The sequence below is a fragment of the Cupriavidus phytohabitans genome, from assembly GCF_017815025.1.
Taxonomy (GTDB): domain Bacteria; phylum Pseudomonadota; class Gammaproteobacteria; order Burkholderiales; family Burkholderiaceae; genus Cupriavidus.
Genome location: NZ_JAGIQB010000011.1, coordinates 71,646 through 85,914, shown reverse-complemented (window position 1 = coordinate 85,914; position 14,269 = coordinate 71,646). Strand labels below are relative to the sequence as shown.

Sequence of the window (14,269 nt, the reverse complement as noted above, 5' to 3'; positions counted from 1 at the left end):
TGAACGCTTGCCTTTTTTTGCGTCTGGCCCTTGTGGCCGGGCGCTCAGCCCAGCTTGCGCACACTGGTACGGGACGGCTGCAGGATCAGCGCCTTGGACGAATCCGCATCGACCTTTGCGCCAGGATAGACCACCAGCACGTCCTTCAGCGCCTTGCGGAACAGCGCGCGGAACTTGCGCTCGCTTTCGGTTTCGGTGCCAAACTGCATTTGCAGGGCTTCCCAGGGGATCTCGGTGCGTCGCTGGATCGTGAAGAACCGGTAGGTCAGCCACGAATAAACGTCCAGGGCGAATGGCGACTGCTTCAGCGCCTTCAGTGCGCGCATGTCCACCGGTACCGGGCGGTTGACCAGTTCGTTGAAAAACGGCTCAGACAGCACCACAAAACTCTCGAACATCGAGCCCTGCCCCGGCTGCATCGGGTCCCACCAAGTGGACAATTGGTCGGCCAGCAGGTAGCCGACGCGGTCGATCGATAACGGCTCGTGGTTCGGGTTCTGGTTCTGGCTCGGCGTGGACTTGTTCTGCACGATCGCAATGGTCGCGGAAAACAGCCGGATCATCTGCTGGCGCACCAGCGTCATGGTGCCGCGCTTGCCGCCGGTAGCCATCGGGATACCGAGGTTGTACATGAACTCGGACAACGAATTGCCCAGCGAGATGCGCCGGTCTTCCACCGTCCCGGTGAACTCGCCCCGCTTCTTCTTCGCCATGATCTCCTTGCCGATCCAGGCAAGCATCAAGCGCGGATAGGAGCCATAGGGATAGCCCAGCGAGACCGTCTCCGACACCAGCTTCTGGCGGCCATTGGCCGCGCGCTCGGAGCGTTGCTGCGTGAAGTAGCCCGGCTGGATCATCAGCGAGATATTGCCGCTGGTGCGCGTCCATACCGGCGGCGCGCCCTTGGGCGCCCGATATGGCAGCGTGACCTGGACGCTGGCGCGGCTGAGGAAGCCAACTTCGCCGCTTTGCCAGGCGTCCTCGCGTTCCATGGCTTGCGCCTCGTCAAACAGGCGCTGGAATTTCTCGGACGGAACCAGGCTGTTCTCGTTGCCGGGAACAATGATGCGGGAGGGTTCGGCGTCCATGTCGAGGACACTTCGATCCCCCGTGGCGGCCGGGGAGCGTTTGATGGGCATATTGGCGTGCTTCGGATTACCCGCCTTTGTACTCGAAGCCGCAAAGGTTGTCACGCAGAAACAGGTACGCTGAGGCGCTGTCCTGGTTGCCGGGGTTTTGTTATCCGGGGACTCTCATGACTGGCAGCTGGGGGGCGGACGGTGGGCAACCCGCAAGGGTTGTCCACCGTCCGCAACCCTGTGACTACCAGTAAACGATACCAATACGGGTTAACTACTTGTAAACCGTATACGTGAAGTTCAGCGCCTTGATTCATAAGGGGAAAAACCACCCCTGCGAACCCGATTCTGCGGACAAACGTACTCGATTCTGCGAAGGGCCGAACCCGAATCTGCGACGCCCCGAACCTGTATCTGCGAACCGCGCGTACTGGTTTCTGCGGGGATAACCCCGTGTTTCCACAGGCTTTTCCACAACGGCAGCATTGCAGAGCGTACCCGTTTCTGCGGCGCCCCAGGCGGTATACGCCGTTTACACCGGATTTACCGCTGGATTGCACGGCCGGGAGGCCGGCGGCCCGGGTTATCCACGCAGAAAAAGGTTCGACCCTGGGGCCGCGTTCATCCGCCTGATGCTGGCAGCGTACCCATTTCTGCGACGGATGACCCTAATCCGTCCCCGTTTCTGCGCCGCGAAGAAAAAACACCTTGCCTCCGGCTCGGCGTACCTGTTTCTGCGGCGTACCCGTTTCTGCGTCAGAGCCGCCCGTACGCCGGATTCGGTCTGCGTACCCGTTTCTGCGTGCCCGACCCCAGGGCGGCATGGATCCATCCGTACCCATTTCTGCGTTGATGAAAGGGGTCTGCGAATAGACGCACCGGCAAGTTTCCATTATATATCGGCCAATCATAAAAAGCTAGCGCTCACACTCAACGTATACGCCGAGATACCGCCTTTTGAGTGGGCGTACCCATTTCTGCGGGGAACCCCGGCTAAGCTTCGCCCCAGCCAGGCCGACGCCCCTGGGAAACCCCGTACCCCGTACCCGTTTCTGCGTGTGAACGTGGCGTGCAAAAACGAACGAGGCGTACCTGTTTCTGCGGCGGCTCGTTTCAGACCTTTGAGGGATCGGGTCTTGTGCGCTGCAATAGGAGGCGTACCCGTTTCTGCGTAGCATCCGAAGCCTGTTTGTGTGGATATCTCAGCGCCGGGCCGTCACTGGCGCACCATTGATCTGGCGGGCCCGGAAACGTGGCGATGCCAGGCGTACCTGTTTCTGCGAAGGGCGCGAGGACACACGGGGTGGGGCCCAGACCCGGGCGTACCCGATTCTGCGTCCCCGCCGGGGTGTGACGAGGCTCTATGGAGGCGTGGCGTACCCGTTTCTGCGTAAGTCGACCACGACCATTCCCGGATTCCTGCGCAGCAAGGCGTACCTGTTTCTGCGGACGCGGGCGTGTGGAAGGAAGGTGTGCGCAGGACCGGCGGAACGGGAGGGAGAAGCGGAGGGCGGCTGACCGGTGAACCTGGTGCCGCGGGCAGGCAGCACAAGCCGCCGGAAAACAAAAAACCCCGCCGAGGCGGGGTTTTTCAGTTGCGTGGCGCGCACGTGGCGCGCCTTGGGCAACGCTTACAGCGGGGTGATGTTCGCTGCCTGCAGGCCCTTCGGACCGTTCTTGACTTCGAACTGCACACGCTGGTTTTCCTGCAGCGACTTGAAGCCGTCGGCGCGGATTTCCGAGAAGTGGGCGAAGAGGTCGTCACCACCTGCGTCCGGCTTGATGAAGCCAAAACCCTTGGCGTCGTTGAACCACTTGACGATACCGGTTTGCATGATTTGCTTTCCAGAAAAAGGATATTAAACGTCGCATGGCGCACGCGCCATCCGACAGGGGAACTCAAGGAAAGGACACCATGGACAACCGAAGTACCAGACGGTGGCTAACGAATGAACTGTTGCCTCGTCGCTTGAATCTAGCCGCGTTTATACGGGGGATTGAGGCCAGCGTCAAGTTGGGGCAGCCCCGAACCCGCCATGCCCGGGCGCGCCGGCGCCGCGCCCAGCCTCTGTGCGCCCAATATCCGCCCAATATCCGCCCTGGAATCCGCTGTGGGATCCGCTGTGGGATCATCACGCCTTTTGCATATCGCTTATCCGTTTGCGCCGTGGCGGACCCGGCCCATGCTGGGCCAGAGTACGCTTGCCGCATGGTGGCGCGCCACCCGGCCACGGCCGCGCCGGCATGCCTGCCGCGGACACGATAACGATACCAGGAGACTCAGTCATGTCGATGCCGGAACCCGCTTCCAAGCCGGGTACGCCTTCCGTTAACCCCTCGCGCGGCCAGCCGACGCTGCTCGAGCGCCTGTTCAAGCTGCGCGAGCACCAGACTGATGTCCGCACCGAGATCCTCGCCGGCATCACCACTTTCCTGACGATGGCGTACATCATCTTCGTCAACCCGTCGATCCTGGGCGACGCCGGCATGCCCAAGGACGCGGTCTTCGTCGCGACCTGCGTGGCCGCGGCGATCGGTACGCTGATCATGGGGTTCTATGCCAATTACCCGATTGCGCTGGCACCCGGCATGGGCCTGAACGCGTACTTTGCGTACACCGTGGTGAAGGGCATGGGCTTTCCGTGGGAGGCGGCGCTGGGCGCGGTCTTCATCTCGGGCTGCCTGTTCCTGCTGGTGACGCTGTTCCGCGTGCGCGAAATGATCGTCAACGGCATCCCGCATTCGATCCGCGTGGCGATCACCGCGGGTATCGGCCTGTTCCTGGCGATCGTCGCGCTGAAGAATGCCGGCATCGTGGCCGCGAGCCCGGCGACGCTGGTCACCCTCGGCGACCTGCACCAGCCGCCGGCGGTGCTGGCCATTGTCGGCTTCTTCGTGATCGTCGCGCTGGACCACCTGCGCGTGAAGGGTGCGATCCTGATCGGTATCCTGCTGACCACGTTGCTGAGCTTCGCTTTTGCCGGCAACACCTTCCACGGCGTGTTTTCGGCACCTCCTTCGCTGAGCCCGACGCTGCTGAAGCTCGATATCTCGGCGGCGCTGTCGATCGGCATCATCAATGTCGTGCTGGTGTTCTTCCTGGTCGAGCTGTTCGATGCCACCGGCACGCTGATGGGCGTGGCCAATCGCGCCGGCCTGCTCAAGGCCGGCCGCATGGACCGGCTGAACAAGGCGTTGATGGCTGACAGCACCGCCATCATGGCCGGCTCGTTCCTTGGTACGTCGTCGACGACTGCGTACATCGAAAGCGCTTCCGGCGTGCAGGCCGGCGGGCGCACGGGGCTGACCGCGGTGACAGTGGCGGTGTTGTTCCTGGCGGCGCTGTTCATCGCGCCGCTGGCGGGTACGGTTCCTGCCTATGCCACCGCGCCGGCGCTGCTGTATGTGTCCTGCCTGATGTTGCGCGAACTGCTGGAGATCGACTGGAACGACGTCACCGAAGTCGTGCCGGCGGTCATGACCGCGCTGGGCATGCCCTTCACGTACTCGGTCGCGAACGGGGTGGCGTTCGGTTTCATCAGCTACGCGGCACTGAAGCTGCTGACCGGGCGCGCGCGCAGCGTGCCGGTGATGGTCTGGATCATCGCCGCGGTCTTTGTGTTCAAGTTCTATTACTTGCCCGGCCACTAAGCATTTCTGGCGGCAAGAGCAGACGTGGGCGGCACTGGCCGCCCATTCTTTATCGCGCAGGCCCCTTGTTCCATCGCAGGAAGGCCGGAATGCCGCAAGGCGCGCAAAGCGTACCCAATTCTGCGGGCGGTCCCCAACCGCACGAGCGTTCGCAGCGTACCTGTTTCTGCGTGCTGCAATTCGATGGCCTTGGCGCGAACCATACCGCCTCGCACCGGCCAGGCTGGCTGCCGAGAGCGCTGGCATCACCCGTTCGGGGTGCGAAAGCGTACCCGTTTCTGCGTACCATGCCGGCGAGGAAACGGCGGGCCGGCGGCACGACAGAGGGGTCGCAATCCCATTCGAAATTTAGTCCGAAATTCGGTCCGAAATTTGGCGCGAAATTCGGCCCAAATCTGTCACAAATCAAGCCGGCAAACGGCTTCCGACGCGCCGATTGGCGGTGTGCAGGCCGGCTCATACCAAAGTATGAGATTGGGTGTAACTCACCCACTCAGGGCTGGACAAACCGCCCCAAATGCACTGAACTATAGGCGTGGCAAAGAGGGGCGCGGCAAGGCGCCCCTTCTTCACTCCGGTGCATGCGGCTGGATTGCCGGAGCACACCGAGCGCGCGTTGGCGCCGTCCGCCAGTAAAGGGGGCAGCTCGGATGAGATCGCCAGACAAGGCGGCAAGGCCACGACCAGGGAGCGTGCGGGAAAAACACGTGCGCCACGCAGACATTAATAATTCCAAGACTGACAAGTGGTATCCGCAGACGTGTAGTGCCGGGGGATGTTGTTCAACGGGGATAATCATGACCGCAGGAGAGATCCGGCGACCCGCAATCGGGCCAGTCAGGGAGTCAATAAGCCGATCCACTAGCCGATCCATTCACCACGCCTGGGCTGCTCTGGGGGAAGCCGCAGGTGAAACGCCCGCAAACCGCGCCAGCCGTGACGGCGCCGCTGCCGACGTGGCGGCCCTGCTGGCTGACGACAGTGCGCTCAGCGACAGCGCGCGTGCCGCGGTGGAAAACCTGCTGCGCCGCCACCGCCTGCTGGAGGGTGAACTGGCGCGCCAGCGCGCCATGCTGCAGGAATGGATCCTGAGCCAGCTCACCTACAAGTCGCTCTACTACCAGTACTCCGGACAGACCCCCGAGGCACCCCGCGTAGAGCTGATGCGTGAGAAGGAGGCGGTGCGGCGACGCATCCGCGAACAGCTCCAGTGCGGCAGCTATCTCGCCGCGCCCGAGGAGCCGGCCCGCAGTCTGTCCACCTCGTGATACCGACGTTGCTCGCGGGCGCCAACCCGCAGCCAGTCCAGCCCCAGTCCGCGCCACGGCCACCGGCCCCCGCGCGGTCCACAGGTGCCGGAACCAAGAACAAGCCAAACGTCCGGGAGATCGTGATGGACCGACTGTGCAAGGCGTCACGCACTGCGCAGATCGTGGTCGTGTCGCGTCATGAAGATTTTGGGTTTGACCCGTCCAGCTTCGGCCCGGGATGGGAACTGCGCCGCGTGCAGCAGATGCGCGACGTCGAACGCGTGGTACGCGCGAGCCCGCCGAGCGCGGGCGTGATCGACCTGCAGGACGAATACAGCGATGCCGAGCTCGGCCAGCTCGAACTCGCGCTACAGCATCTGCATGTCACCTGGGTGGCCATCACCTGCGACGCGATGCTCGCCGACGAGCGCGTGCGCCGGCTGATCCGCGACTACTGCGTGGACTACGTGCGCACGCCGTTCTCGGTGCAGGAGCTGATCTACACGCTCAAGCACGCGCATGGCATGGCGTCGCTGCATGGCGCGCGCCCGCAGGAGACGACGGCGTCGCGCGGCACCATGATCGGCGAGTGCGCGGCCATGCGAGCCATGTTCCGCTCGCTGGCCAAGGTGGCGCACAACGAGGCGCCGGTATTCATCTCCGGCGAATCCGGTACCGGCAAGGAACTGGCCGCACAGGCGATCCACGATGCCTCGAGCCGGCGCAAGGGGCCGTTCATCGCCATCAATTGCGGTGCCATTCCCTCGCACCTGGTGCAGTCGGAACTGTTCGGCTACGAGAAGGGCGCGTTCACCGGCGCCAACCAGCGCAAGATCGGCTGGATCGAGCAGGCGCAGGGCGGCACGCTGTTTCTCGACGAGATCGGCGACCTGCCGCTGGAAAGCCAGGTAGCGCTGCTGCGTTTCCTGCAGCAGGGCACCATTACGCGCCTGGGCGGGCACCAGTCGATCCCCCTGAACTTGCGCATCATCTCGGCCACGCACGTGGACCTGGTGGCGGCGCAGGGCGACGGGCGCTTCCGCTCCGACCTGTTCCACCGGCTGTGCGTGCTGACACTGAGCATTCCGCCACTGCGCGAGCGCGGCGAGGACATCCTCCAGCTGGCCAACGCCGTGCTGGCCGAGCACGGGCACGAGGCGCACCGGCGCATCCGCGGCTTCTCGGCATGCGCGACCCAGGCCATGATGCAGTACGCGTGGCCGGGCAACGTGCGCGAGCTGATCAACCGCGTGCGCCGCGCCATCGTCATGACCGACAACCGCAAGATCACGGCCGAGGACCTGCAGCTGCACGGCGGCGCCGAACTGCCGCGCAAGACCCTCGACGCGATCCGCGAGGAGGCCGAGCGCGAGGCGATCCGCAACGTGATGGCCAGCCATGGCTTCCACGTGGTGCCGGCCGCGCGCGAGCTCAACGTGTCGCGCGTAACCCTGTACCGGCTGATGCACAAGCACAATATCCGCGTGGAAAGCCAGCCCGCCGCGGGCGAGTAAGCGGCAACGACGCTTCGCAAGCGACGGTCGCCGCCGCGCCGCTCTTGAGCGGAGCGCCACGCTGTCGGGCACCAGGCAGCGCGCCACAGGAAAGGGGAACCGCCGACGTCCGCTCGCCGGTTCCGCCTTTCCCCGTGCCCGCTGGCACGTCAGCGCACAAGCGCGCGGGGCTGGCCGGCCCCGCCTCCCCCAACGGCCCCATCCGCCGGGACGGCCGCGAGATTCATGCTGATCTTGCCGCGCGGCGTGCGCGGCGGGCCGTTGTCATCCCGTTGCAGCCACGGCGGCGCGTCGCGCCGATCCGGGTAGTCGCGCGCCTGCCGGCCGCCTTGCGGCGCCGCAGGTGCGGCCGTGCCCGGCGAGGTGTCCTGCTGCATACGCAGTTCGCCCCAGGCCCAGCCGAAGCCGCGTACATACACATCATTGCTGACCGCCGCGTGGCTGTTGGCGCTGGCGTCGTCGGGACGATCGAACCAGGCATAGCTGGCTGCCATGGCAGGGGCCGGGAAGACCGCCAAGGCGGCCAGCATGCCTGCGACAGGAATTGCGGCTTTCATGGCGTCTCCTCCTTGTGGAAAAAAGTGCCCGCCGGGGGACGGAGCACAAATCCGCGCGGGCATGCCGGCTGGCTGCCCCTCTTGATTCCGCGCCGGCTCCGGTCAGGCGCGCCGCTTTCCGGCCGGGCGCCTGCAGGCCGCGCGCGTGCAGGCCGGACCGCTGGCCCCCCGCGCTCCGCCGGGGCATGGTGCGCTGGCCGTGTCTAGTTGTGCCGGCTCGACCCGCGCGCGCGGATAGGGCAGCAGTGGCGGCGAAAGCAGGTCCGTCACCGTAGGCGGCGGGCCCGCCAACCGGTATGAGCGCCGGCGCGCCGTCATGCGTGAAGGCGGTTGACGCATGGCTGGTCTCTCTCCGCAGTGGTAGCTCGATGATCCGGACGCGCGCGGCGTCCCCTGCGGATGCTGAGCGACAAGTGTGCCAATGGCCGCAAAGGCTTGTGCCATGCGGGTTTGCGGCCCGCCCGGGGGCGCCGTACGCGGCCGCGGCGGCGGCGCCGGGCCATTCGGTTTCGCTACTGCAACGCGTGCGGCGAGCGCCACCGCTGGCCGCGCCTGCGCATGTGCGCGCGTGGCCGCCTGACACGCACGCCGGGTGCGGGATAGCGCGCCCAGGCAGCGGCGCATTCCCCGCACTGCACCGGGTTGCATCTTTGAAACCGGAGTTACATCAGCCTTGCATTCGCGTAACACGGGGAACACCGACGAGCCAGCGCGCTGCCCGCGCGGCGCCGGGGGCAGCGCACGGCGCAGCACGCAGAAACGGGTACGCAGCGGCGGCAGCGGCTGCCGCGATCGTCAGCGAGCCTGTCCCGGCGGAGTGGGTGCCGGCGGCATGGTGGGAGTGTCAGCGGAGGATGAGGTCGTGGCAGTGCCCGAGATGGGTTTGGGGCCGGGCTGGCTGCGCTCGCAGCCGGCAACGCCCAGCATCCCGACCACAAGCATGGCGGCCACCGGTCGTGCGGAGAGGAAACGGGTCACGGATGCCTCCTTGCGCCGGCGCGCTGGCACGGGATGCGCCGGCAGGTGTGCCTGGTCTTACTGTAGCAGGTCGCCTCAGGGGTGCCGCTTGGGCAAGCCGCGCGATGCGCAGTATGATGAACGCAAGCACCCTCGCTGCCGGAGCGTCCCGCGGCCGCTCGCCAGGCGTTCCGGTTACCCGTTCCTGCGTACCAGGGCTCCCGAACCGGGGCATACCAAAGGCCGTGACCGACAACACCGAACATCGCACCGAACATCGACCCGCATCGTCCCCCGGCAGCGGTGCCCCGCAGCCTCGACTCCATCGACCGCACTGGCTGCCGGACCGCCACACCGGCGCGCGCACGCTGCGCGTGGTCACCGCGGCGGTCGCCTCGTGGTTTGACCACCGCGCCGCCAGCAAGGGCGCTGCGCTGTCCTTCTACATGCTGTTCTCGCTGGCGCCGATCCTGGTGCTGGTGATCTCGATAGCCGGGCTGTTCTTCGGCGCCGAGGCGGCGCGCGGCGAGATCTTCACCCAGATCGAAGGGCTGGTCGGCGAACAGGGCGCCACGGCGATCCAGCAGATCCTGGCCGCCACGCACCGCGCCGGCGGCAGCGGCATGGCCGCGCTGATCGCCATGGGCATCCTGTTTGTCGGCGCCACCAGCGCCTTTGCCGAACTCAAGAGCAGCCTCGACGACATCTGGCATGTGCCGGTGCCCAAGACCGCCGGCTGGCAGACGCTGCTGCGCGCGCGGCTGCTGTCGTTCAGCCTGGTGCTGGTTCTGGCCTTCATGCTGCTGGTGTCGCTGATCGTCAACGCCGCGCTGGCGGTGGTCGAACGCATCTGGGGCCAGCTGTGGACGCAATCCTGGTTCGCCCCGGTGGCAGACGTGATTTCGACGGCGTTTTCCTTTGCGGTCGTGACCGCGCTGTTCGCCGTGATCTTCAAGATGCTGCCCAACGCGCGCATCGCCTGGCGCGACGTGACCATGGGCGCCATCATCACCGCGCTGCTGTTCTCGGTGGGAAAGCGGCTGATCGGCCTCTATCTGGGAAATAGTGCGGTGGCCTCCTCATACGGCGCGGCGGGCTCGGTGGTGGCGCTGATGCTGTGGATCTACTATTCGGCGCAGATCTTCTTCTTCGGCGCCGAGCTGACGCGCCAGTACGCGCTGCAGTTCGGCAGCCTGCGCGGCGTGCCAGGCATGGGAGGGGAGGGGGATGGCAAGCGCGAAGGCAAAACCCCGGCCTGGCCCGCGAACCGGTAAAATAGCGCCCCATTCCTTCCGTAAGTCCCGCATGGCCCGGCGCAGTGCCGCCTGCGGCGGCGCCGGTCGGGGTGCCGGCTCATGCCGCATCCTCTACTCCCTCTACCTATTCCCAGCCAGATTCCGTGAGCTCGCTCGTATCCGAAATTGCGCGTCGACGCACCTTTGCCATCATCTCCCACCCCGACGCGGGCAAGACGACCCTGACCGAAAAGCTCTTGTGGTTCGGCGGCGCCATCCAGGTCGCGGGCGAGGTGCGTGCGCGCAAGGCCGACCGACATGCCACTTCCGACTGGATGGAGCTGGAAAAGCAGCGCGGCATCTCGGTGACCTCGTCGGTGATGCAGTTTCCGTATGGCCGCGGGCATGGCAGCAACAGCGCGGCCGGCAACGCGCAGGAGAATATCGTCAACCTGCTCGACACGCCGGGCCACGAGGACTTCTCGGAAGACACCTACCGCACGCTGACGGCGGTCGATTCGGCCGTGATGGTGATCGACTCGGTCAACGGTGTGGAAGCGCAGACCATCAAGCTGCTCAACGTCTGCCGCCTGCGCGACACGCCCATCCTCACTTTCATCAACAAGCTCGACCGCGAGGGCCGCTCGCCGATCGAGCTGCTCGATGAAATCGAAGACGTGCTGCAGATCCAGTGCGCGCCGATGACCTGGCCGATCGGCATGGGCAAGCAGTTCCGCGGCGTGTACCACCTGATCGACGACAAGGTGCAGCTGTTCGACCCGAAAGGCGACAAGGGCACCGCGGCGATCCTGGACGGCCTGGACAACCCGGAACTCGACCGCATCCTCGGCAGCCAGGCCGACGAGCTGCGCGTCGAGATCGAACTGGTGCGCGGCGCGTCACACACCTTCGACAAGGAGGCGTTCCTCGCCGGCAAGCAGACCCCGGTCTACTTCGGCTCGGCGATCAACAACTTTGGTGTGCAGTCGCTGCTGGACGCGCTGTGCGAGCTCTCGCCGCCGCCGCTGGCGCGCAACACCGACACGCGCGTGGTCGAGCCGAACGAAGGCAAGTTCACCGGCTTCGTCTTCAAGATCCAGGCCAACATGGACCCGCGCCACCGCGACCGCATTGCCTTCGTGCGCGTGTGCTCGGGCCGCTTCGAGCGCGGCATGAAGCTGCTGCACGTCTCCGCCGGCAAGACCGTGGCGATCAACAACGCCATCACCTTCATGGCGCAGGACCGCAACACGACGGAAGAGGCCTACGCCGGCGACATCATCGGCGTGCCCAACCACGGCACCATCCGCCTGGGCGATGTCTTCACCGAAGGCGAGCCGCTCAAGTTCACCGGCATCCCGTCGTTCGCGCCGGAATTCTTCCGCCGCGCGCGCCTGAACAACCCGCTCAAGGTCAAGCAGCTGCAGAAGGGCCTGCAGCAGCTGGCGGAAGAGGGCGCGACGCAGATGTTCCGTCCGCTCGTCTCCAACGACCTGGTGCTGGGCGCGGTGGGTATCCTGCAGTTCGACGTGGTGGCGCACCGGCTCGAGCACGAGTACGGCGTCGATGCCATCTTCGAGTCGCACGAGTGCGCCACGGCGCGCTGGCTCAAGGGTTCGCCGGCGGAGATCGAGAAGCTGATCGCCAAGGCCGGGCATAACGTGGCGCTGGACGGCGCGGGCGACCATGTTTACCTGGCGCCGAGCATGGTGAACCTGCGGCTGACGCAGGAACGGTTCCCGGAGCTGCAGTTCCTGGAGACGCGCGAGATCGTCTGAGCGCGTACCGAAGCTAAAAAAACGGCTCGCCTTGGCGAGCCGTTTTCTTGTCCGGAAGTCTGCTCAGTACGCCAGCGACGCCTGGATATAGAACGTCCGCGGCATCCCCACGTACTTGCCCGCATTGTTATCGGTGGAGCGTGTGAAATAGCGCTTGTCGAACAAATTCTTCACGCCCACGGCCACCTTCAGGTTCTGCGCCGACTTGCCGAAATGGTAGCCCAGCCGCATGTTCAGCAGCGCGTAGCCCGGAATATCGCCCAGCGCGCCATTGGCGCTCTCCGCGGTCTGGTACGTGGTCGACGTGCTCGGGTCGCCCGGCGAATGCTGCTTGGACTGCGCGTAGCCGTCGATATTGAAGGCCCAGCGGTTGCGCGCATAGCGCATGCCCACGGTGGCCACATGGCGAGAATAGAACGGCAGGTCGCGCCCGGCGAAGTTGCCCTGGTTGTAGGTGGCTTCGGTGAAGGTGTAGGTCGCGTACGCCGACAGGCCGGCCAGCGACTTGTCGAGCGCGCCGAAGTCATAGCGCAGCGACGATTCCACGCCACGGTGGGTGGTGGCGCCGAGGTTGGTCCACGCATCCGGCGCGCCGCCGGTGCCGCCGCGCAGCTGCAGCTCGTCGTCAAAGTCGATATTGAACAGCGTCAGCTCGCCGCCCCAGCCGTTGCTGTTGAAGTGCGTGCCGATCTCGTACGTCTTCGCCTTCTCGGGCGTCAGGCCGTTGGTGGTCTGCGCGATCTGGAAGTACTGCAGCGGCCCGAACGAGACGCCGGCGTTGGCGAACAGCTTCCACTGGTCGCTGACGTGGTACATCACCGCCAGCGACGGCAACGGCTCGTCGGACGAGACATCGTTGCGCGCGCCGGTGAAGTTGTCGGTCACGTACGAACGGATGAATTCGTAGCGCAGGCCCGGCGTGATGGTCCAGCTGCCGACGTTGATGGTGTCGTCGACATAGACCGCGTTGGCGGTGGTGCCGCCCGTGCGCGACTGGTACACCGGCGACGGCAGCGTGGTGGGATCGATGGTGCCCGGCGTGTAGAACACCGTGCGCGAGGCCTTCTCGTCGCTGGCTTCGCGCAGGAAGCGGTAGCCGACGCTGACCTCGTGGCTCATGTTCTCGCCGCGGAACAGCTGCGAATAGCGCGGCTCGATCGCAAACGTATGGTAGTTGCGCGGCGCCGAGGTCAGGCGGCGCAGGTTGGCATTTGCGCCCGTGCCTTGCTGCTCGATATTGCTGCCGCGGAAGCTGTCGGTGTAGTACGTCAGCACCTCGAACTTGCGGTTGTTGTCGTTGTGGCTGTACTTCAGGCTGAAGTCGTTGCGGCGGCCGTCGAAATTGTCGTAGGGCCGAACCGACTGGAAAGGATCGGCCGCGTACTGTGCTGGCGTGAGGCCGCCGGGCATGCCGGCCCGGCCCTCGTAGTAGTGGAAGGCCGCGCTCAGTTCGTCGGTCTTCGAGATCCGGTAGTTGCCCTTGAGCATCAGGTCGTCGATATTGACGTGGTCGTTGCTCTCGCGATAGCCGTTGCCATGGAGGCCCGAGTACAGCAGCGCGCCGCCCAGCCCGTTGTCGTTGGTGCCGCCGATGAACGCAGTCGGGTTGGTCTTGACGCTGCCGCCGTGGCTGTAGATGTCGGTCGAGACCGAGGCATCGGCCGCGAAGGTCTTCGGGATCGACCGCGTCGCGAAGTTGATGATGCCGCCCACGTTCTGCGGGCCGTAGCGCACCGAACCCGCGCCGCGCACCACGTCGATGCTTTCCAGGTTGCCCAGCGACAGCGGTGCCATCGACAGCTGCGGCTGGCCATAGGGCGCCACCGCCAGCGGCACGCCGTCCATCAGGATGGTCGAGCGCGGCGACAGGCGCGCGGTCAGGCCGCGCACGCCCACGTTGAGCGACACATCGCTGCCGCCGGTGCCGTTGTTCTCCTGCACCTGCACGCCCGGGACGCGGCGCAGCACCTCGCGGACGTTGTTGGCGCCGGCTTCCTGGAAGGTCTCGCGGTCGACGATGGTGCGGGCGCCGGGATGCTCCAGCACCTTGGCTTCATCGGCGTCTTCGAGCCAGTTGCCGACCACGGTGACGGCATTGAGGGTGGTTTCCGCGCTGGCGCCGCCGGCGGCGGTGGCCGTGGCGGCAGTCTGGGCGTGGACGGGGAGGGCGAACAGCAGGGCGGCGCCGATGGCACCGCCGGTGAGACGGAAAGCGGGCTGCAAGATGAGGATCCTGGAAAGGGCAGCG

At 65.7% G+C, this 14,269-nt stretch carries 9 protein-coding genes; 5 read left to right on the top strand and 4 right to left on the bottom strand.

Going from position 1 to position 14,269, the window contains the following annotated elements:
* Positions 1–44 precede the first annotated feature (44 nt).
* Complete coding sequence (locus tag J8I34_RS10005; protein ID WP_029045139.1) at positions 45–1,139, bottom strand: replication protein RepA; 1,095 nt, start codon at positions 1,137–1,139, stop codon at positions 45–47.
* A gap of 1,571 nt (positions 1,140–2,710) precedes the next feature.
* A complete protein-coding gene (locus J8I34_RS10000; protein ID WP_010811149.1) occupies positions 2,711–2,914 on the bottom strand; it encodes a cold-shock protein in 204 nt (67 codons plus the stop codon).
* A gap of 451 nt (positions 2,915–3,365) precedes the next feature.
* On the opposite strand from J8I34_RS10000, the gene J8I34_RS09995 reads away from it, so the two are divergent.
* The 3 genes from J8I34_RS09995 (at position 3,366) to J8I34_RS09985 (ending at position 7,494) form a co-directional block, all read left to right on the top strand.
* Complete coding sequence (locus J8I34_RS09995; protein ID WP_029045140.1) at positions 3,366–4,730, top strand: NCS2 family permease; 1,365 nt, start codon at positions 3,366–3,368, stop codon at positions 4,728–4,730.
* A gap of 956 nt (positions 4,731–5,686) precedes the next feature.
* Entirely contained in the window at positions 5,687–5,998 is a 312-nt protein-coding gene (locus J8I34_RS09990; protein ID WP_369796391.1) for a hypothetical protein, read from the top strand.
* A gap of 125 nt (positions 5,999–6,123) precedes the next feature.
* Complete coding sequence (locus J8I34_RS09985) at positions 6,124–7,494, top strand: sigma-54 dependent transcriptional regulator (RefSeq protein WP_029045142.1); 1,371 nt, start codon at positions 6,124–6,126, stop codon at positions 7,492–7,494.
* 149 nt (positions 7,495–7,643) lie between these two features.
* Here the strand turns inward: J8I34_RS09985 and J8I34_RS09980 are convergent, their stop codons facing one another.
* The gene (locus tag J8I34_RS09980) at positions 7,644–8,051 is read right to left on the bottom strand and encodes a hypothetical protein (protein ID WP_029045143.1); all 408 of its coding nucleotides are present in this window, start codon (positions 8,049–8,051) and stop codon (positions 7,644–7,646) included.
* 1,082 nt (positions 8,052–9,133) lie between these two features.
* Between J8I34_RS09980 and J8I34_RS09975 the strand changes: the two genes are divergently transcribed.
* Both J8I34_RS09975 and J8I34_RS09970 read left to right on the top strand, forming a co-directional pair.
* The gene (locus tag J8I34_RS09975) at positions 9,134–10,282 is read left to right on the top strand and encodes a YihY/virulence factor BrkB family protein (RefSeq protein ID WP_371748059.1); all 1,149 of its coding nucleotides are present in this window, start codon (positions 9,134–9,136) and stop codon (positions 10,280–10,282) included.
* A gap of 125 nt (positions 10,283–10,407) precedes the next feature.
* Positions 10,408–12,021, top strand: coding sequence for a peptide chain release factor 3 (locus J8I34_RS09970; protein ID WP_029045144.1), 1,614 nt, complete (start codon positions 10,408–10,410; stop codon positions 12,019–12,021).
* A 63-nt stretch (positions 12,022–12,084) separates the two neighbouring features.
* On the opposite strand, the gene J8I34_RS09965 is transcribed toward J8I34_RS09970, so the two are convergent.
* Entirely contained in the window at positions 12,085–14,244 is a 2,160-nt protein-coding gene (locus J8I34_RS09965; protein WP_209772833.1) for a TonB-dependent receptor family protein, read from the bottom strand.
* Between the last annotated feature and the right edge of the window lie 25 nt (positions 14,245–14,269).